Genomic DNA, 21194 nt, shown 5'->3' with positions numbered 1-21194 from the left:
TCAGTTGACCGTGACCTGGCCCAGCGCCGGTTTCTGTTCCTGGGCCTGATGCTGCGGCGCATAGACCTGGGTGAAACGCACCGGCGGCAAGTTGAACTGACCCTTCTGCGAGAAGCGCACCAGGTGGCGCAAGCGCAGTTCGCCGCTCAAGGCATCCACCGGAATCGCGTAGGCCATCTGCCCCGGCTCGAACCGCGCCTTTTCCAGCTCGGACGCCTCGCTGCCCGACTTGCCCATCAGCTTGATGCCCCAGGTGGTGCGCTCGACATCGGCGCCCGGCGGCAGCGGCACTTCGAGCATGCCGTAGCGCAGCGGCTTGGCGGCCTTGCTGGTGATGATTACTTCGTCCAGATACAGGCTGTCGCTGGACACCGGCTTGTTGCCGACGGCTTCGAGCTTGAACTGGAAGGCTTCGTCACCCGGCACCAGACGCGACAGGCGCCGCGTGATGGTCACCCCCATCTGCTCGACCGGCGCCTGTTGGGTCTGGTAGCTCAGCGCGGCACGCAACGGACGGTCCTGAGTGCCAGACAGCGACAACACCGACGGCACTGGCGTCGCGCCCTGCCAGGTCCAGTACATTTCACCGGCAGCGCCGTAGCGTTTGTTCCAGCCCTCACCCGGCGCCAGGGCGATGGTCGGCGAGGCCTGCTCGATGCTGCGTTGCAGCCAGCTCAGCGCCAGCGCGCGTTCGAGCGTCGATTGCTGCGGCAACAGGCGCCGCAACAAGGCCTGGGCGCGAGCCTGATCGAAGGCTTGCAGCGACAGGTTGAGGGCTTCGGCAAAGGGTTGTGAACTGACCGCCAGACGCTGCTGGGCATCGGGCAGTTGGCGATTGAAGACATCCGGCAGCGCGACCTTGGCCTGTCTGGCCAGCGAGGCCGTGAGCGTACGAGCCGCCGCCAACCCGAGTGCCGAGTCCGGAGCACCCATCACCAGGCTCTCCACGCCGTCGTCCGTGAGGCTTGCGGCGGCCCCGTCACCCGCTTTCGCCAGGTCGCCCATCAGCCCGCTCAGCAGGGTATTCACCGGCAATTGCATCTGTTTGGCGAACGACAGAATCAGCGCGCGCTGCAGCAGCGGGGTGTTCTTCGCTTGCTTGGCATACACCTCCAGCACCCGCTGCCAGTGCTCCGGCGGCAGGGTCAGGTCCATGACCTTGCTGGCGTACCAGTCGGCGTAATAGGCGTAGGCGGTGAGGAAGGCATCCGGCTCGCCCTCCTGCCCCCACCAGGTGAAGTACGCCGCAGGCCCGGCCATTTGCACCAGGCGCAGGCGGCTGTTCTGCATGATCAGGCGCAGGCGGTCCCGCACTTGCGGGTCAGCCGACAGCACCGGGTAAGCGATGCTCAGCGGCAACAACTGGCTGGCGGTCTGCTCGACGCCGCCATATGGATAGCTCAGCAGATCATCCAGGGCCGAACGGAACAGCGCTTGCGGGCTGTCGTCCAGACGCAGGCGGATCGCCGTGGCGTCGGCGGGCAAGGTCAGCGGGGTATCGCCGCTGACCGCGTCCAGGCTTTGCGTCTGGCTGACCTGCCAGCCTTCACCGGTGGCCGTCAGGTGCACGGCCAGGGCGTCGGCGGGCTTGCCATCCTGCACCAGCTCGGCGGTCCAGTCACCGTTGGCCAGGGCGAAGGGCGGCAGCGGGATGTAATTGATGCCGTTGTTGAGGGTCACGGGTACGCGCTGATCAACACCCGCGAAATGGGTCACCAGCTCGGCGCTCGCCGGTTTCTCGGCCTGGCTGAAGGCGAACACGCCCAGGTCCGGCTTGTCGCCGTTGCGGAATTTGTTCGGCCCGCTCCACTTCAGATACAGCGGTTTTTCGGAGCGCACGAACTGCTTCTTTTGCCCGACCTGACCGTCATCGGCGATGGCCCGCGCGGTGATGCGCCAGCGCGTAAGCGAGTCCGGCATGGTAAAGGTGAAGTGCGTCTTGCCGTTGGCATCGGTCACCAGCTCTGGCTGCCAGGCGGCGGTGTCGATGTCTTCGCGGCGCGGCCGCTCGAGTACCTTGACCCCGCGTTCGCTGCGGTTGGCCTTGCCTGGCGCACCAGGGCTGCCCGGCAGTGCCACGTCGTAGCTGATGAACGAAAGGCTGGCGCTGGTGCGCACGTTGTTGCGGCGCGGGTGATAGAAGAACTGATCGATGCTCGGCGCGACTTCCGGTTGCAGCGCGTAGATCATCTCGTCGACCACGCTGACCGTCAGGTGCGCCGGGATCGGCTTGCCAGCGAACTGGGTGGTCAGGTCGACCGACACGGTGTCGCCCGGCAGGTAGGTGTCCTTGTCGGTGGCAATGGCCACGTCGATCTGCGGCGTCACCACCTTGATGCCGGCGTTCTGAAAGCTGTACTGCCCGCCCTTGGTGTAGAGCACCGAGAAGGTCAGGTTGGGGGCGAAGTTGTCCTTCACCGGGATACGCGCGCGGTACTGGGTGTCGCTGAGTTTTTCCAGCTTCAGCCAGTCGGCGCCCTTGGACAGCAACGCGGTGGCCTCGACCTTGTCACGCTCCAGCGACAGCAGCGCATCGCTGACCGGCTCGGGAAAGGTGATCAACGCCATGGCTTCGTCGCCGGCCTTGTACTCGGGCTGGTCGAGGACGATTTCAACGGTGCCCGGCACCGCCTTGACGCCATCGCCCGTGACCGAATGTCCAGCGGCGCCGACGACGCGACCGTGGTCATCCTTCAAGGTCAGGTTGTAAGTGCCGGGGCGCGCGAAGATCAGGCTGAAGCCTAGGTCTTTAGCGCCAAGCTTGCCGTCGCCGGTAGTCTGGTCTTCAAGGCGCACCCAGCTGTAGCTGCTCGGAGTAACCGCTTTGCTCTGCTCGCTCCCGCCTTCGTTGACATAGCTGAACGCGACCTTTTCTCCGGCGGCGCTGAACCGCTGCGGCGCGCTTAGACGGAAGCTCGCGGCACCCCGGTCGATGAGGATTTCCTTGGTGGTCTTGACCCGATACGCCGCGCCATCGCTGGCGAACACGGTGAGCATGTAGCGGCTCGGCTTGTCGGCGGCGGGCAGGTCGAGGGTCGCGACGCCTTTGGCGTCGGTGGTCAATTCGGTGCTGGTCAGCTCCACCGGAAATTGCCCGAGGTACTGCAGCTCGTTATCCACCATCGACAGCTGCTGGGCGCGCAGGCTCAGAGTCAACTTGGCGTTGGCCACCGGCTTGCCGTCCGGGTAGAGCAGCACCAGGCTGCCCTTGACCGCTTCGCCAGTGCGGTAGTCCTGCTTGGCCAGGTTCAGCGAAATCTCGAACTGCGGCTTGATGTATTCCGCCACTCGGAAGGCGCTGCTGTAGGCCTGGTCCTTGTAGGTGAAGCGCAGCTCGTAGCCACCGGCCACGGCGTTTTCCGGCAGTTGGAAACGCCCTTGGGTGCCGGCCTTGGCGTCGAGTTTCAGCGCCAGGGTCTGCAAAGCGGTGCCAGTAGCGTCGAGCACGGTCACGTTGACGTCAGCCGCACCGGGCGCCACGGAATCGCGGGCGTTCTTGAATTCGCGACCAACGATCTTCAGCGACACCCAGTCGCCCGGCCGGTACAGCGGCCGGTCGGTGAACGCATAGAGCTTGGTGTCGTAGATTTCGCTGTCGTAGTAGAAGTTTTCGGAGACGAACACCCCGCCCTCTTCGTCTTCGCCGATCACGAACGAACGTTCAGGGCTGGCGTGCTGCAAGCGCACCAGGCCATCGGCATCGGTGGCGCCGCTGCTCATCACGCCCAGGCCATCGGTCCACAGCACATTGACCTTGGGCACCGAGCTGCCTTCGTGCTTGCGCGCGGCCCACACCAGCAGCTCGTCGCCGGCGATCTTGCTCACCGCCACGGTATTGGAGACGAACACCATGGTGGTCGCGCGGTACTTGCCGACCAGCGCTTCGACCAGATACAGGCCGGGCTTGAGCTGGCCCAACGGGATGTACACGTTGCCTGCGGCGGGGCTGACGAACTCGCTGGAGGAACCGTCAAGATTGACCCCCTTGGGCGGCTGGATCGGCTTGGCCTGCCACAGCGGATAACGGAACTGCGTCACCAGCGGCAGACCCGGGATCAAGGCGAATTGCGGCTGCGCTTCGTAAGGCGTCGGTGCGGCCATCGCCTCGCCCATCTTCAGCTCCGGCACCTCTTCGGTGACCTGCTTACGGGTCTCGTAGGAAAACGCCCGCTGCATCACGCGGCGGGATTTGCGGTACCAGTTGTCCCACAGGTACGCCAGGGTGTTGGACAAGCCTTCGCCCTTGAACTGGCCGTCACTGACCACCCGGTGCAGGTTCTTCTGGCGCTTGAGAAAGTCCAGCGGCTTGTCGATGCGATACACGCGGATATCGGCGCCACCGTAGGGCTCCATGCGAAAGCGCCGATAGTCACGACCCGGCGCTTCGAGGCGGACCATGGCCTGCTCGTCGCTGGCGAAACTGCTGTCGGCCAGCAGGAAGAAGCTTTCGCCGGCCACCGGCGCGTAGCCGCTCGGCTCGACGCTGTCGTCGGCGTTGACCGTCGCAAACGGCAGCACCAACAGCACTAACAGAGAGAGGAAACGCAGCATGCGAGCACCGATCATTGGGAGAGAAAGTTGAGTCGATAGACGCCGATGAAGTTGGGGTTGGCTGCGTCGGGTATCCATCGGGTGTCCTTCCATGTCATGAGTTGCTGCAGGCTCGCGGATCGCATGCCGTTGTCAGTGGGGGTGGTGGTGCCGGTGTGATAGGCGATGTAGCGGCCCATCCAGATCATCAGGTGCTGGTCGTCGCCCTGATCGAAAAACATCAAATCGCCGGGCCGTGCCTGCGCTACGTCACGACCGATCAGATGGCTGTTGAACTGAATCAACTTGATCGCGTTGACGTACGGGCCCACCTTGCCACCGCCCTGTTGCCATTGCTGGGCCAGGTTGCGCTGGGCGTCCGTGAGCTGTAGCTCGGGCGGCAGATAGCGGTTGGACAAGCCATTGCTGCGCAGCCACTTGTCGTCATGAACCTTCAACGCCTCGTTAGCGGCAAAGCGCACCAGGCCAGCGCAGTCCTGCTGGTACCAGCGCGGGCTCGGGCCTTGGGTGAGCTGCTCTTCGGCGATACGCACGAACCAGGCGCGGAATACCTGGGACTGCGCCACATCGAGGGACGGCGCGTCGCTGGCCCGGGCGCCATTGCCGAGCAGCATTGCCAGCAGGCCTGCGGCAAACAGGGTCGCTCGGCTCAGGGCAGCAGCCCGTGCACGCGCGATCACAGCGCTTTCCATTCCAGCGGCAGCCATTGCCAGTGGCCGTTCGGCTCGCTGCCTTTGGGCAAGGTCAGCGCGTATTTGCCATAACCGCCCAGGGTGCGCAGCTTGGGGATCAGCATTGTTTGCGCGGCGTTGTAGAACACCGGCTCCATGTCCTGCGGCAGGCTGTCGAGGGTTTCCTTTTGCATCAGTTGCGCCATGGCATCCGGGCCGAAGTAGAACGGCATCAACAGGTCTTTGGGCAACACGTCAGTCATCGGCGGGAAGGTCTTGTTCAGCGTGCCGAGCGCCTTGTCCAGCAGCTTGTCATCGAGGGAAAACAGCAACGTCGAACCATGGCGCGCCAGGCTGACTTTCATGAAGGCCTTGCCGCTGATGGCGTCCGGTTTCTCGGCATCCTTGGCGGCGTAGGGGCCGAAGTTCGAGCTGACCTGACGCTGCCACAGGTGGCTTTGACCTTCCTGCGTTTCAACGACCGGGAAGGCGTGCTCATCGACGTTGGCCTCGTAGGCACCGACCATCGAGCCGAACAGCTTGCCCAGTTCACCATCGAGCTGGGTGCTGTCCTGATCTTTCAGGCTGGCCACCAGCAACGGCGTGTATAACCGCGAATCGGCATACCAGCACAGGCCCGCAGCGCCGGCCATATGCTCGGTGAGGGTTTGCGCAGAGGCTTCATCGGCGCCCAGTTTCACCAACAGCGGTTTTTGCTGCTCGGCCGCCAGGGGCAAGGCCACGCAGGCGCTGGCGCCCATGGGCATGGCTTGCCAGATCGGTTTGAAATCGAAGTCCGGCTGGTTGTCCAGTTCGTCCATCGCCAGATAGCTGTGCCAGCCCTTGTCGTCCATGTCGAAACGCACGCCGGCGAAGTTGGGGATAAAACGCTGGTAGCCCATGGCAAGAACACTGGCGTTCACCGACAGGCGTTGCTTCACCTCGGGCGCGCGCGGCTGCAGGCCGAAGGCTTCAGGGAAGAGTTTGTCGCCATTGAGCAGTGCGGCGATGGCCTGGGTCGAAACATCGCCGGGCTCTGGTGCGGTGTCATCTTTGGCTTCATACAGCTTGGCCGGGTTCGACAGCACCACCAGTTTGTCGCCATGAGAGGCGAACAGCAGCGACTTGCTGGCGCCGTAGGTCAACTGATACAGCGCCACGTCGTCGCTGCCGACCTTGACGTCGGCCGTCTTGGTCAGCTGCGAATCGTCCAGCGCTACCTTGGCCAGCGGCTCCAGCACCTTGGCCAGGCCGCCACGGTCCATGACCAGCAGGAAGTCTTTCAGGCGGCCATCGGCGCCGCGCCACAGCGCTACATCGGCGGGCTGATCGAAGAGCTGCTCGATCAGGCTGTCCTGCAGCTTGAGATCATGTTCATAGATGATCCGCCGCAGGCTGCCGATCAAGCCGAGGCGATCGGCGTTGGCCTGGTAATAAAAGACGAAGTCCTCGGTCAGGGTGGCCTTGAGGAACGGCACCGCCAGCACGTCCTTGGGCAGCTGGCTCAGGGAGTTGGTTTCGAGCAGGCCATCCGGGCGGCTCATGCCCAGTTTGTCACTGGCCAGGGCAACTGCCGGCAGCACCGGGGGTTTGTGCATGAACCAGCCCAATCCGCCCGCGACGCCTGCGACCAGACACAACCCCAGCAGCACCATCGGCCAGCGCCGAGAGGACGGGGTAACGGGTGCGGCGCTAGCGGGGGCATCCTTGGCGGGGGCATCGGCTACCGGCGGTACAGTGTTATCGCTCATGTTCACAAACCCAATTCATCCGTGGTGCGGAATGCTTAATAGTTGAAAGTCTTGACCAGCATCAGGTCACCGATGGCCCGCATGGGCACGATGAATGTCTCGCGCTTTTCATCGACGGTATTTTCGTTGAGCACCAGATTGATGTTCGCGGTAATGACTTCGTTCTGGTTACTGCCTTCGTCGAAGTTGTAACCTTCGGCGCCGTAATTACCCCAATAGTTGACGTAGACCAGATAAGTGCCATGCAGCGGCGCCGTCATGGTGAACATCTCTGGCCCGGGGCCATCGACACCGTCCGGGTCCAGGCCGCCGCCGTTGGTCAACGCCGTGTGGGCGAAAAATGCATGCTGGCCGTCGGGCGTGATGATGTGCATATCCAGTTCGGCTTTCGGATCATCCCATCCTAATACCACGCGGATACGTACCGGCGTGCGCAGGTTGTTGGCTTCATAGAATTGCACACGCTTGAGCGACCTGCCCTCGGCACTGCGCACTTCAACGCTGTTGGAGCCCGCGCCGAACGCATAGGGGCGGACAAAACGGCCTTGTTCATCGGTGTACAGATTGAGCGGATTGCCGTTGACGGCCAGGGTATGCGGACCGCGTTGAGTGCCTGCGGCCTTGATCGCGCCCTCGATCATTGTGCGGTTGCGCTGGATGCCGCGGTCGATCGGCGGCGTGGGATAGGCGACTTGCGGATTCTCGCTGCGGTCGAGCAGGCCGTTGTAGCGCCAGCCGCCAACGGGCTCGGATAATTGCGCCGAAGGCTCTGCCATGCTGGTTGGCAGCCACAGGAGTATGAGCACTGATAATAAAACACCATAAATCCTTGGCATTGAGAATCCATTAAAAACGAGAGGTAGTTCGCGAAAAATAGTGCGCGCTGCGAAGTAATTGCGCCGGGAGCCAGGTGTTGTTCTTGCGTAAGTGCGGGGTTTAAGAAGCCCGGCGAATACGGAATCAACACACTAAATATCGGCGACAAAGTATGGGCCAAGCACAAGCGGGTAACAAGATAGATAGTTGAAATGTTACCCATAGGCTCTGCGTTTACTCATTTCGCCAAAACGATGCACCTGTGCAATGGAAACACCCCGCATCAAAGCTCACATCCCTTCGCGCAAAAACCCCACTAACCTGTTGCCCATCACCGCAGGAAGCGGTCACCCAGCACTGCACGGAGCAACACCATGTCCCTCGCCATCGTCCATAGCCGCGCCCAGGTTGGCGTCGGCGCGCCGGTCGTCACGGTTGAAGCGCACCTTGCCAACGGCCTGCCCGCACTGACGCTGGTCGGCCTGCCGGAAGCCTCGGTCAAAGAGAGCAAGGACCGGGTACGCAGCGCCATCCTTAACTCCGGGCTGGAATTCCCCGCGCGGCGCATCACCTTGAATCTGGCCCCGGCGGATCTGCCCAAGGATGGCGGCCGCTTCGATCTGGCCATCGCCTTGGGCATTCTGGCTGGAAGCGGGCAATTGCCGATCGCCGCCTTGCGGGACGTCGAGTGCCTGGGCGAGCTGGCGTTGTCGGGCGCCGTGCGGCCGGTACAGGGTGTGTTGCCGGCGGCCTTGGCAGCACGCGATGCCGGGCGAGCGCTGGTAGTGCCACGGGAGAACGCCGAGGAGGCAGCGCTGGCCAGCGGTCTGGTAGTGCTCGCCGCCGATACCCTGCAGGGCCTCGTGGCGCACTTCAATGGCAAGGCGCCGATCGGGCCGTTTCAGGCCAATGGTTTGCTGCTGGTCAACAAGCCCTATCCGGACTTGAGCGAGGTGCAGGGGCAATTCGCTGCCAAGCGCGCCCTGCTGATCGCAGCAGCGGGCGCGCACAACCTGTTGTTCAGCGGTCCTCCGGGCACCGGCAAGACCTTGCTCGCCAGCCGCTTGCCCGGCCTGCTGCCGCCGCTGGATGAGCGCGAGGCATTGGAGGTGGCGGCGATTCAGTCGGTGGCCAGCCATGTGCCGCTCAAGCACTGGCCGCAGCGGCCGTTTCGCCACCCCCACCACTCCGCCTCGGGAGCGGCGCTGGTGGGCGGTGGCAGTCGTCCGCAGCCCGGCGAAATCACCCTGGCGCACCATGGCGTGCTGTTTCTGGACGAGCTACCGGAGTTCGATCGAAAAGTATTGGAAGTGCTGCGCGAACCGCTGGAAAGCGGCGAAATCGTCATCGCCCGCGCTCGCGACCGGATTCGCTTCCCGGCGCGTTTCCAACTGGTGGCAGCGATGAACCCGTGCCCCTGCGGCTATCTGGGCGAATCGACAGGCCGTTGCCAGTGCAGCGCCGACCAGATCCAGCGCTACCGCAACAAACTCTCCGGCCCACTGCTTGATCGTATCGACCTGCACCTCACCGTCGCGCGCGAGGCCACCGCCCTCGCCCATCAACCGACCGCAGGAGACGACAGCGCCAATGCCGCGCAGCAGGTAGCCGAGGCGCGAGACCGGCAAAATCTGCGACAAGGCTGCGCGAACGCCTTTCTCGACCTGCCCGGCTTGCGCGAACACTGCCCGCTGAGCAAGGCCGACGAGCAATGGCTGGAAACAGCCTGCGAACGCTTGACCTTGTCGCTGCGCTCGGCCCACCGGCTATTGAAAGTCGCGCGTACTCTGGCGGATCTGCAACAGGTGGAACACATACAGCGCAGCCATATCGCCGAGGCGCTGCAGTATCGGCCGGCGACGCAATGAGCCGCCGCCCGTCAGTCAGGCAACCACACCGACCGCCAGGCTGCGACGCTCGCCTCGTCCAGCATCCAGTCGCGCTGCACCTGGGCGCGGAACGCATCGCCGAGCAGCGCCACCGAGTCCAGGTCGCTCAAATAGGCCCGCAGGTAGCGCATCCAGTCCTCATGAACATTCTTCACGCGGGTAACCGGCAAGTCACCCTGGAAGGGCTCCAGGTCGCTGCAGATCACCGGCACGCCGCACATGGCGTATTCCAGCAGGCGCTGGTGGCTGCTGCAGCGGTTGATCAAGTTCGCCTCCAGCGGTACCACCGCGAGATCCAGGTTCAACGAGGCCAAGGCTGTGGGATAGGACGCCAGTGGCACGCCCTTGCGTACTTCGTGCATATACGGCCGCAGGTCGTCCGGGCAAGAGCCGAGCACCACCCACTCCACTTCATCGGCCAGCGCCTTGATCGCCTCGCTGATGACGCGCAGGTCACCCGCCTGGGGGATACCGCCGACCCAGCCGATGCGTGGCTTGACCGAACAGCGCCGGGCACTGCTCAGGCCGGCCCAGCGCAGCGGGTCGAGGCGCGTCGGCAGGATGCGGATGTCCGGATTGAAGCCCTCGAATACCTGCGCCAGCACCGGGTTCGATACCACCACCCGATCCATGCAGGCAAACGCCTGGCCCATCATCTCGACCACCTGCTCGGGTGGCTGGCGCAGCCGCGCGAACGCTGGCTGGTCGGGCAAATAGGCATCCAGGTCGTATACTTTGAATGCTCGGGAAAACCGCTTCATCCGTTGCATGTCGACCAGACTCTGCAAGGTCAGCTGGTGCTGAAGCACGATCACGTCTGGATCGAAGCGTTCCAGTTCGACCGCCGACAGCACCCGCGGCGCATGTACCCCTTCAACCGAACCGGCGGCGCGCATGGCGTCCAGCGGCGCGATGATGCGTTGCCAGCCGCACGCCAGTTTTTCCACGGGGTGCACCAGCACCGTTGGCACGGGCTTCCAGGCCGCCAGAGGACGCCACGACAGCACACTTTCAGCCGGTTTGAACGCAGCGTCGGCGATCAGCGAAAAATGGCGGTTATAGGCCGGATCACGGGCCAGCACCGGTAGCCAGCGTTCATACAGCCTGTCGGTCTGCTCCGCGCTGGGCTTCTCGGCTTCTTGGCCGCTGAGCAGCAACTTGACCCGCGGCGTCCACACATTCAGATACCCGGCTTGCTGGATCTTCAAGCACAGGTCGACGTTGGACCAGGGATGCAGCTGCTCATCGAAGCCGCCCACAGCGATGAAGTGCTCCTGACGGACCATCAGGCACTGGCCACTGAGCGCCGAGAAGTTCTGGTCGACCTGCAGGCGCTGCATGTAGCCGACCGAATCCGCCGCCATGCCCTGGCCCGGCGCGCCAACCGCTCCGCCCAGCCCCAGCACTAGGCCGGCCCGACTGATCTTGCCGTCGCCGCCGATCAGCATCGGCCCCACGCAGCCGACCTCGGGTCGTTGGCCATGATTGAGCAACTGCTGCAGCCAATCCTTATGCAGCACACCGGTGGTGCAATCGAGGAATACCAAAAACTCGCCGCGCGCTTGGCTGGCGGCGTGATTGAGCAGCGCCTGGGGAGCCTCGGCTGCGTACCTGAGCACGCGCAGATGGGCGATGCCGAGCTGCTCGATGCCACTGAGCCAGCCTGCAACTTGCGGGTCTTGGTTGGCGCGATCCAGCAGCAGCAATTCATAGTGAGCGTAGGGCGTATTTTCGAGCAGGCTGTCGGTACAGCGCTGCACCTTGGCCAACTGCCCGTCCACGAGGATCACGATGCTGACCATCGGAGTGGCGCTATGCGCGAAATCGAGTTCGTAGCAACCCGGCCTGCTGGAGGCCACCGTCGCCCGCTCGAAGCCACGGGTATGCAGGTGACGCTCGATGACTGCGCGCACTTGCGGTTGATCGTGCAGACTGAGCACATCGCCGACCAGCAACGGCTCGCTGACATGCCCCAGGCCCTCGAAGCCGCGCGTCTCGATCAGGCGCAAAATGTATTCGAGCTCGAAAGCCTGGGCGAACTGTTGGTCGAAGCCGCCCATTGCCTGCCACGTTTCGCGGTGGAACAGCCAGTGGCGCGCCATGCTCGCCGGGCAGCTGAGCAACAGGTCGAGATTCAGGTCAGGACGAAGCAGCAGGCCCTTGCTGCCATCCTCCATGCGCATCACCTCGTCGGTGTACAGCGCACGGCGATCACCGGTGCCCGCCAGCTCCAGCGCCATCGCCACGAAACCGCCGACGGTGAGCTCGTCGCCTGCCTGTAGCAACATGAACCACTGCGCCGACGAGGCCATCAGCACCTCATTCACTTGCTCGACCCCCGCATCCGCCGCGAGGTGCTGCGCCAGCAGGTTGGCTTGCGGCAGCACGCTCCCGGGCTCGATGCTCAACAGGTGAATGCGGATATCGGTATCAATCACGCCGAGCAAAGCGTTGATGCTGTCGACACTGCGCTGCAGCGGCTGGGCCGCGCCTTCGCTGTCGATGATCAGCCATTGCAGCGAAGGCACGGGATACTGCTCGATACGGGCGTTCACCTGTGCCTGCTGCTGCGCACTCAGGACCCGCGGCGCCAGCCAGCGGCTGACCTCGTCGATTCTGGGCCGCGCCTGATAGTCCCGCGAGGCCTGCTGAGTCACCTCGATAAAGGCGTCCAGCGACTTCCAGAACTCGGCCTCCTGCTGCAGCATCCGCTCGCGGAACAACGGCAAGGTATCGCGAGCCCACTGCAGTTGCTCGGGCGCCAGCCCCCAGGCGAGGCCGAGCCCCTGGGTTTCGCTCTGGCCGATGAGGCTGGGCACCCACTCGTTCGGCAATATCACACTCAAGCAACCGCACAGCGCCGCTTCGCCGGTCAACGCCGAAGACTCGGTGCAATAGAAGTATTCGCAGGTCTGGAACAGGTCAGCCATCGCTTCCCAGGACGCTGGATACGTGGTGGTGATTTCAACCGAGTCCGGCGCCAACAGCGCCTGGTCGATGGGTACCTGCCTGGCTCTCCCCTGGTAGTAACAGATCTTGCCCGCAATACGTTTGCCGGGGTCGTCGGACGGTCGAAACACGCTCAGGTCGAACGGCGGCATGAACAAGGTCTGATCTTCCGGTTCACCCGGCATCAGCAAATCCTTGGTGTAGGAGTAGAGAATGTCGTCGCGGCCGTATCCCGTCGCCCCATGAACGGTCAGAAAGCCCGGCCAATTAAGCAGGTACCTGACCACGACATTACCCGCCAGCGGATTGCTGCCGACCACCTCGGGATACACCACGATGGGCTCGAGCCCGTATTCGCGATGGCGAGTGATGACCTCTTCGGTCAAGCGCGGCGTCATCAACGCTGGATTCAATACGTTGCCAAATACATACGCCTCGAATCCCGACTTGAGCAGTGCATCGCACAGCGCGTGAAGCACTCGGATACCGGCGGAGTTACGTCGGTAATCCATCGCATAGACGTAATAGGGATTGGGCCGGGGGCCATACAAAGAACGCGTCACAAAGACACTCCTGAAAACCAAGATGGGAGCCGCAACGGGCTCAGGCAACGGCGGGCATATTCAGCGCGCAGGCACCGGGCGAACGCTGCGACGCAGTCATGCACGCTTGGCCAGCAGCCCGAGCAAGGTGCCGTTGCGCCAGCCGAGGTTGACATCCAGGTGCATGAACTCCTGCACCTGCAGCCCCGCCTGGCTGACGAGCTCACGCAGCGACTGCTCGGTATAGAAATTGATATGTTCGTGCCAGTGCCGCTTGAGGCTGGCCAACTGCTTGCTGTCGGGGTCGTTACGGATCAAGGCCTCATAGGGGACCTCGAGGTACACCAGGGTGTCTTCGTGCAGCGATTCGGCGATCTGGGCGAGAAGGTCCAGAGGATAGGGCACATGCTCCAGCACCTGACTGCAGGTAATCAGATCGTAATGATGGCGCTTGATCGTCTCCAGATCCACAGCCTCGACCCCAGGCAACGGCGCCACCGTAGAAATGTCATAGACATGGGTCAGGCGGCTGCGGCCCAGCAGCGGCGTATTGATGCCGCTGTCACCGCCCCAGTCCAGCACGGCAGGATTGGCAGGCAGACGCGGCTCGAGCCAACGCTCGACATCAGCAATATAGCTGGCGCGACCTTCGTAATGCTCGACTGTGGAGGCATAACCCGGCTCGAATCGTTGCCGCTCGCGGTTGTAACGCTCATCCCTATAGCCTTGATAAAGGCTCATCATCTCGGCATCCGAAAAACGATAATCAAGGAACAAGACGCCACATTCCTGACATTGCAACGAGGCACACAAGGTATAGGCCATACCTGGCTGAAGGTCTCGCAAGCCCCACTCTTCGGTGATTTGCACCGGCTCGTGGCCGAAGACGCGCTTGGCCACGAAGGGCATCAACACCGCCGGCGAGCGATCGAGTTCAGCGCTGGTGCAGCAGATACACTGCCGAGCAATGCGATCCTTGGCCATCAATCGAACCTCGAAACCATGAAGAGTCTTGCTTGCAAGACGGTCAAACAGAAGGGCCGGAAACACGCCAATAAGTCGGCGAATGCTGCTGCTCGGCACGGTTATGAAGGGGCAGAAGCAATATCCATACCACGGACTTTTCGCCGATATGGACCCGTGATTCAGGGAATGCGGGTGACGGCGGCGCGTCACCCGGCGCCGCAAGGGGCGACTTACAACACGACCCGCAAACACTGCCCGGCGTGATAGAGCGAGAAGCCTGTCTCGTACATCAAGGTCCGCAGGCTGGCAGCCCGGACGGGCTTGTTGGCCGAAAACGGCATGGGCAAATCCGCTGGATCGTCATTGAGCAGAAACTGCGCCAATGCCCTGCCCAGCACGGTACCCGTGGTGTTGCCACGGCCGTTGTAGCCACTCACCGACACCAGCCCGGCGGCGGGTTCGAACAGGCGCATGAGGTGATCGGGGGTGAAGTCGATGCAGCCGGTCCAGTGCATCTCCCACTCGACCTTGCCCAGCTGCGGGAAGTAATGGCGCTGGATGCGGTCGGCCCAACTGCGGATGAAGGCCGCCGGTTTGTTGTCGAGCCGGCCCAGGCTGCCCAGCAACAGGCGCCCCTGGTCATCCCGGCGGATGCTGCTGAGCACGGTGCGCGTGTCCCACGAGCCTTGGCCATGGGGCAACACGGTATCGGCCGCGGCGCCACTGAGCGGCACCGAGGCGACTTGGCAGTAGTAGCCACGGAAGAAGCTGCGTTGGAGGTCGGTCCACTCGCCTTCGGTATAGGCACCCGTGGAGATGATCACCTTGTCGGCCACCACCTGGCCAGCGGGCGTGACGACTCGCCAGCCGAAGCCTTCGCGTTGCAACTGCTGCACGGCGCTGCGGCTGAAAATTCGCCCGCCCAGGCGCTCGACCGCCGCCGCCAGGCCGCGGCTGTAGGCCATCGGGTTGATGGTGCCGGCACGATGGTCGAGCAGCGCCGCCTCGACCTTGTCGGTGCCGCAATACTCTTCGCAGCGGGCGCCGGTCAGCAGCTCCAGATTGGCGCCGCGCCGGGACCACTGGGCATGCCGCGATTGCAGGTCCGCCACGCCCTTGCTGTTGTGGGCCATGTGCAGGGTGCCTTGGTTATGCGCCTGGCAGTCGATGCCGTAGCGTTTGATCTGGGCGAAGACTTCTGCGGGCGCGCCGCCCAACACCTGGTTCAGGCGCTCGCCATGCTGATGGCCCAGCACGGTATCGACATCATCAGGCGCGACCCAGGTACCGGCATTGACCAGCCCGACATTGCGCCCGGAACCACCATGGCCGACTTCATGGGCTTCGACCAGGACCACCGATTTGCCGTTTTCCAGCAGATGCAGGGCGGCACACAAACCGGTGATACCCGCGCCGATGATGCACACGTCGGCGCGGGTTTCGCCGCTGAGCACCACGGCGGCCGAGACCGCTGGCGTGATGTGCTCCCACAGACACTCTTGACGCAGTTTTGTCATGGCTGGGCTCGAATAGGGGATGTGTACTGTCAGTACCGGCCCCTTCGCGGGCAAGCCTTGCTGCCACACAGATGCAACGTCCTGCGGCTGTGGCAGCATGGCTTGCCCGCGAAGGCGGCCCAGAGATCGCTACTGTCTCAAGTCGCTCTATCAGTCAAAAACAATACCCTGCGCCAGCGGCAGTTCACGTGAATAGTTCACGGTATTGGTCTGGCGGCGCATGTAGGCCTTCCAGGCATCCGAGCCGGACTCGCGACCGCCGCCGGTCTCCTTCTCGCCACCGAAGGCACCGCCGATTTCTGCGCCGCTGGTGCCGATATTGACGTTGGCGATCCCGCAGTCACTGCCCGAAGCGCTCTGGAAACGCTCGGCTTCGCGCAGGTCGGTGGTGAAAATGCACGACGACAGACCCTGCGGCACTTCGTTGTTCAGGCGCAGCGCCTCATCGAAATCGTCATAGCTCAACACATACAGGATCGGCGCAAACGTCTCGTGGCGCACCACGGCGCTCTGAGCCGGCATCTCGACAATCGCCGGCGTCACGTAGTAACCGTTCGGGTATTGGTCCTGCAACTGTCGCTCGCCTCCGAACACGCTGCCGCCCTCATTACGGGCCTGAGCCAGCGCGTCCTGCATGGCCTGGTACGCGGCCTTGTCGATCAGCGGCCCGACCAGATTGTTCTCGCGCGGATCACCGATGCGCACTTTGCCGTAGGCTGCCTTGACCCGCGCCAGTACTTCATCCTTGATCGAGGCATGCACGATGACACGGCGCAAGGAGGTGCAGCGCTGGCCGGCCGTGCCCACGGCCGAGAACAGAATGCCGCGCACGGCCAGATCGAGATCGGCACTCGGCGCGAGGATCATCGCGTTGTTGCCGCCCAGTTCGAGGATGCTGCGCCCGAAACGTGCCGCCACGCGCGGGCCGACTTCACGGCCCATGCGGGTACTGCCGGTGGCGCTCACCAATGGCACGCGCGGATCGTCCACCAGCGCCTCACCTGCGTCACGGTCGCCGATGATCAGCTGGCAGAGACCGGCCGGGGCATCACTGCCAAAGGCCTTGAGGGCTTTTTCGAACAGCGCCTGGCATGCCAGGGCGGTCAGCGGGGTTTTTTCCGACGGTTTCCACAGCACAGTGTTGCCGGCCACCAGCGCCAGCGCGGTGTTCCACGACCAGACGGCCACCGGGAAGTTGAACGCACTGATGACACCGACCACACCCAGCGGGTGCCAGGTTTCACGCATATGGTGGCCAGGGCGCTCGGAGGCGATGGTCAAGCCGTAGAGCTGGCGCGACAGACCGACAGCGAAGTCGCAGATGTCGATCATCTCCTGCACTTCGCCCAGGCCTTCCTGGGTGATCTTGCCGGCCTCGATGGACACCAGTTCGCCCAGTTGCGCCTTGTGCGCCCGCAGCACTTCGCCAAACAGGCGCACCAGCTCGCCACGACGTGGGGCCGGCACGTTGCGCCATTGCTGGAAGGCATTGGCGGCGGTGTCGATCTTGCTCTGCACCTGGGCTTTGGTCTCGAGGGTCACTGCGCCGATCTGGCTACCGTCGATGGGCGTATGCACGGCGTGGTTGCCGCCCTTGAAGGCACTGTGGGCAACGCCCAGGCTCTCGAGCAATCCATCAATCATGTGCTGTCTCCTGCAAATCGGCTTAACGGGAAGGTTCCAAGATAGCGGGAGTATCGGCTCGGCGCACGGCGACTCACAAGCGAGCAATCTTCCGTTTATTATTCCGCCACGGAATGACCCCATCGAAATGATCTATCACTACGGTGCGTCCAGCAGGTTCCCGACTTTATGGAATGACGGCCGGAGTTTATTTCGCTTGCGCGACAGCCCGTCGAATCGGTTACATAAGCGTCTGAACACGCCTCGAGTGGAGCGCCTCATGTCTACCCCTGCCTTCGTCAGCCCGGATACCCTGCGCGGCCGATTCTCGCGCGCCATGTCCGACATGTATAAACAGGAAGTGCCGTTGTACGGCGATCTGCTGGCGCTGGTTGGCGAGGTCAATAGCAAGGTCCTGGCCGAGCAACCCGCTGTCGCGGCATCCTTGCATCGCACCGGCGAGATCGAGCGCCTGGACATGGAGCGCCACGGGGCCATCCGCCTCGGAAGCGCCTATGAGCTAGCGACTATCCGCCGCCTGTTTGCAGTGCTGGGGATGCAGCCGGTGGGCTATTACGACCTGACCTCGGCCGGCGTGCCGGTGCATTCGACGGCGTTTCGGGCGGTGCACGAACACGCCCTGCAAACCAGCCCATTCCGGGTTTTTACCTCTTTGCTGCGCCTGGAACTGATCGACAACCCGGCGCTTCGTCAACGTGCCCAGACGATCCTCGACCAGCGGCAGATCTTCACACCCTTGGCCTTGAGCCTGATCGAGCAGTTCGAGCGGGAGGGCGGTCTCTCGCCGGCAGATGGCGAAACTTTCGTCGAACAGGCGCTGGAGACGTTTCGCTGGCACCGTGAAGCCACGGTCAGTGCGACCGAATACCAGGCACTGCACGACGAACACCGTCTGATCGCCGACGTGGTGGCGTTCAAGGGTCCGCATATCAATCACCTGACACCACGCACTCTGGATATCGATCAAGTCCAGGCCGGCATGCCGGGCAAAGGTATCGCGCCCAAGGCGGTGATCGAAGGCCCGCCGACGCGCCGCCACCCGATACTGCTGCGTCAGACCAGTTTCAAGGCGTTGCAGGAGCACGTCGCGTTCACCGATCAGCACGAGGGCGCGATGGGCAGCCACACCGCCCGCTTCGGCGAGATCGAGCAACGTGGCGCGGCGCTGACCGCCAAGGGCCGCGCGCTGTATGACCGGTTGCTGAATGCCTCACGACAGGCGCTGGCGGGGTTCCCGGCCGAGGGCAATGCCCATGAGTACATGGCGCTGCTGGGCGAGCAGTTCAGCGAGTTTCCCGATGACCTGATGCAGATGCGCGAGCAGGGGTTGGCGTTCTTTCGTTATTTCGTGACCGACGAAGGGCGCGAGGCCGGCGCTTTCGCGGGCAAAACCCGCTCCCACAAGGGGGATTTGCAGAGCCTGGTCGAAGCGGGCCATGTGCGCTTCGAACCGCTGGTGTATGAGGATTTCCTGCCGGTCAGTGCGGCCGGGATCTTCCAGTCGAATCTGGGAGATCACGCACAGGCCGATTATGGGACGCAGTCCAACCAGGCCGATTTCGAACGGGCGCTGGGGGCGAAGGTGATCGATGAATTGGGGCTGTATGCCGAGACTGAGCAGCGGTCGATTGAGCAGTGTGCACGTGAACTGGGCGTCGAGCTACAAGCCTTGAGGTGATGCAAACGGCCTCTTCGCCGCCAAACGCGCAAGCCCCTTCGGCAACGAAGGGGCTCGCGGCTAAACCTCGGACATCACTGATTGAACGCAGATCAACGATCAACCCGAAACCGATCCACCTCTTGGCGCAACTCTGCCGCCAACCCTTCCAGCTCCCGCGCCGTGTCCGCCAGATGCGACACCACCTCGCGCTGCTCGCTGTTGGCCATGGCAATGCTCTGCAGATTGCTGCTCAACAAAGTCGCGGTACTGCTCTGCTCCTGGGTCGCGGTGGAAATCGCCGCGAACTGATGCCCCGCCGAGCGGCTTTGCTCATCGATGTGCGCCAACGCGTCGGCCACCTTGGCGTTGCGCGTCAGGCCCTCTTCCATCAAGCGATTGCCCTGCTCCATGGTCTGGATGGCGTTGCTGGTTTCCTGCTGGATGCTGCCGATCATGCTGGAAATCTCGTCCGTGGCCTGCCGCGTGCGCGAAGCCAGGCTGCGCACCTCGTCGGCCACCACCGCAAAACCGCGACCTTGCTCGCCGGCCCGCGCCGCCTCGATGGCCGCGTTGAGCGCCAACAGGTTGGTCTGCTCGGCGATCGACGTGATCACCCCGACGATGCCGCCGATTTCCTGTGAGCGCTGGCCCAAGGTGTTGATCACCGTCGCCGTGCCGCTCAGGGCCTTGGCAATCTGCTCCAAGGAGGACGACGCCTCGGTCATCGAAGCCCGGCCGATACGCGTCTGCTCGGTATTCTCTCGGGCCATACGCTCGGTATTGCCCATGTTGTCGGCGATATTCAGGGAAGTAGCGCTGAACTCCTCCACCGCCCCCGCCATGCTGGTGATCTCGCCGGACTGCTGCTCCATCCCTTCATAGGCACCGCTGGACAAGCCCGACAACACCTGCGCGCGGCCACTGACCTGCTGCGCGGCATCGCGAATGTGCGTGACAGTATTGCCCAGCGCATCGCCCATCTGGTTGAAGCTGCGCGCCAACTGGCCGATCTCGTCGTGGCTGGCGAGGGTCATGCGTACGCTCAGGTCGCCCGCGCCCATGGCCTCGGCCTGGATCACCAGGTCGCTCAGGGGCTTGAGCTTGCGCCGCAGCAGCCAGATGGTCGCCGCCACAGCAATCAAAGTGGTCAGCAGACTACCGATGATCAACTGCACGCCCACGTCCCAGGTCACGGCGCGCAGCTCCTCTTCCGGCATGGTGGCGATCACGCTCCAGGGGCCGCCGCTGAAGGGCATGGCCACGGAGTAGAAGTCATCACCGCTGTCGCTCCACACGTCGGCGACACCAGGGCGTTTGGCCAATTCGGCCAAGGCCGTGGCGGCCTTGTCGGTGTCCTTGACGCCAGCCGGTGGCACCAGCCATTTGCCCTTTTCGTCGAGCAGCGCCAGGGAGCCGGTCTTGCCGAGGCGGAATTGCTTGAGGTTGTCGAATTGAGCCTTTTGCGCATCGGTGTAATCGAAGCCCACGAACAAGACGGCGATCACCTGGCCGCTGGCGTCGCGCACCGGGGTGTACTGGGTCATGTAGGAGCGGTCGAACAGCACCGCGCGGCCCACATAGCTCTGGCCTGCCATCAACAGCGCGTAGGCCGGGTGGGCATGGTCGAGCAGCGTGCCGATGGCGCGGCTGCCGTCCTGCTTGGTCAGCGAGGTGCTGATGCGGATGAAATCGCTGCCGCTGCGCACGAACACCGTGGCCACGCCGGCGGTCATCGTGCGGAAATCGTCAACCTCGCGGAAATCGTTGTTGAGCACCTCGCCGTCGCCCAGGCTCAGGCTCGGGGTCTGCACACTGCCCACGGTTACCGACTGCGTGGCGTCGAGCGTCAGGCCGCGCTTGAAGCGCGACTCGAACAAGCCGCTGAGGCGCTGGGTGCTGTCGCGCAAGGTCGAATGGAAGGTCAGCAACTGGTCGGCAAGCAACCGCGCCTCGCTGGACATGTGCGCCTCGCGGGTGTGCAGGTTGGCGGTGTCCAATGAACGCAACGCGAACAGGGTACTGGCGCTGATGACCACCACCAGAATGACGGCAAGAGTGACCCCGAGTTGCGTGGCAATTCGGGCACGAGGTTGAGACATAGAAACTCCTGGCCGCCAGCTCGATCACAGATCGGACTACCGCGCGGCATAGCTGTTTTTTGAACACGCAAGCGAACCTTTCGTCGCGAGGTTCTGTGCTTTAAGCATCGGCGCGACCGCAAGATACTTGAGTCCATCA

General features: G+C 63.4%; 11 protein-coding genes. 2 read left to right on the top strand and 9 right to left on the bottom strand.

Going from position 1 to position 21194, the window contains the following annotated elements; all coding sequences use genetic code 11:
• The 4 genes from LIX93_RS10680 to LIX93_RS10665 all read right to left on the bottom strand — a co-directional run bounded on the left by LIX93_RS10680 (position 1) and on the right by LIX93_RS10665 (position 7749).
• Positions 1–4566 carry an alpha-2-macroglobulin gene (locus tag LIX93_RS10680; protein WP_226504447.1) on the bottom strand — a complete coding sequence of 1522 codons (4566 nt, stop codon included), beginning with the start codon at positions 4564–4566 and terminating at the stop codon, positions 1–3.
• Complete coding sequence (locus tag LIX93_RS10675) at positions 4563–5165, bottom strand: DUF1175 family protein (protein ID WP_226504446.1); 603 nt, start codon at positions 5163–5165, stop codon at positions 4563–4565. Before LIX93_RS10675 ends, LIX93_RS10680 begins: the two co-directional genes overlap by 4 nt.
• A gap of 62 nt (positions 5166–5227) precedes the next feature.
• The gene (locus LIX93_RS10670) at positions 5228–6973 is read right to left on the bottom strand and encodes a DUF2138 domain-containing protein (RefSeq protein WP_226504008.1); all 1746 of its coding nucleotides are present in this window, start codon (positions 6971–6973) and stop codon (positions 5228–5230) included.
• 35 nt (positions 6974–7008) lie between these two features.
• Positions 7009–7749, bottom strand: a complete 741-nt coding sequence (locus tag LIX93_RS10665) for a DUF2135 domain-containing protein (RefSeq protein WP_226504007.1) — start codon at positions 7747–7749, stop codon at positions 7009–7011.
• Positions 7750–8163: 414 nt separating this feature from the next.
• Between LIX93_RS10665 and LIX93_RS10660 the strand changes: the two genes are divergently transcribed.
• Entirely contained in the window at positions 8164–9657 is a 1494-nt protein-coding gene (locus tag LIX93_RS10660; RefSeq protein ID WP_226504006.1) for a YifB family Mg chelatase-like AAA ATPase, read from the top strand.
• Positions 9658–9668: 11 nt separating this feature from the next.
• On the opposite strand, the gene LIX93_RS29710 is transcribed toward LIX93_RS10660, so the two are convergent.
• The 4 genes from LIX93_RS29710 to LIX93_RS10640 all read right to left on the bottom strand — a co-directional run bounded on the left by LIX93_RS29710 (position 9669) and on the right by LIX93_RS10640 (position 17296).
• Entirely contained in the window at positions 9669–13190 is a 3522-nt protein-coding gene (locus LIX93_RS29710; RefSeq protein WP_226504005.1) for a glycosyltransferase, read from the bottom strand.
• A 96-nt stretch (positions 13191–13286) separates the two neighbouring features.
• Entirely contained in the window at positions 13287–14153 is an 867-nt protein-coding gene (locus tag LIX93_RS10650; protein WP_226504004.1) for a class I SAM-dependent methyltransferase, read from the bottom strand.
• A gap of 212 nt (positions 14154–14365) precedes the next feature.
• Positions 14366–15652 carry an FAD-binding oxidoreductase gene (locus tag LIX93_RS10645; protein ID WP_226504003.1) on the bottom strand — a complete coding sequence of 429 codons (1287 nt, stop codon included), beginning with the start codon at positions 15650–15652 and terminating at the stop codon, positions 14366–14368.
• A 150-nt stretch (positions 15653–15802) separates the two neighbouring features.
• Positions 15803–17296 (bottom strand): aldehyde dehydrogenase family protein, encoded by a 1494-nt coding sequence (locus LIX93_RS10640; protein ID WP_275948749.1) that lies wholly within the window; start codon positions 17294–17296, stop codon positions 15803–15805.
• A gap of 259 nt (positions 17297–17555) precedes the next feature.
• On the opposite strand from LIX93_RS10640, the gene LIX93_RS10635 reads away from it, so the two are divergent.
• Positions 17556–18974: a VOC family protein gene (locus LIX93_RS10635; RefSeq protein WP_226504002.1), complete on the top strand. Its 1419-nt coding sequence runs from the start codon at positions 17556–17558 to the stop codon at positions 18972–18974.
• A 92-nt stretch (positions 18975–19066) separates the two neighbouring features.
• Here LIX93_RS10635 and LIX93_RS10630 read toward each other — a convergent pair whose 3' ends face one another.
• Positions 19067–21055, bottom strand: coding sequence for a methyl-accepting chemotaxis protein (locus LIX93_RS10630; RefSeq protein ID WP_226504001.1), 1989 nt, complete (start codon positions 21053–21055; stop codon positions 19067–19069).
• Positions 21056–21194: the final 139 nt, after the last annotated feature.

Source organism: Pseudomonas sp. MWU16-30317, assembly GCF_020515695.1.
GTDB lineage: Bacteria > Pseudomonadota > Gammaproteobacteria > Pseudomonadales > Pseudomonadaceae > Aquipseudomonas.
The sequence above is the reverse complement of the archived record's forward strand: the minus strand, read 5'-3'. Positions and strand labels throughout refer to the sequence as shown.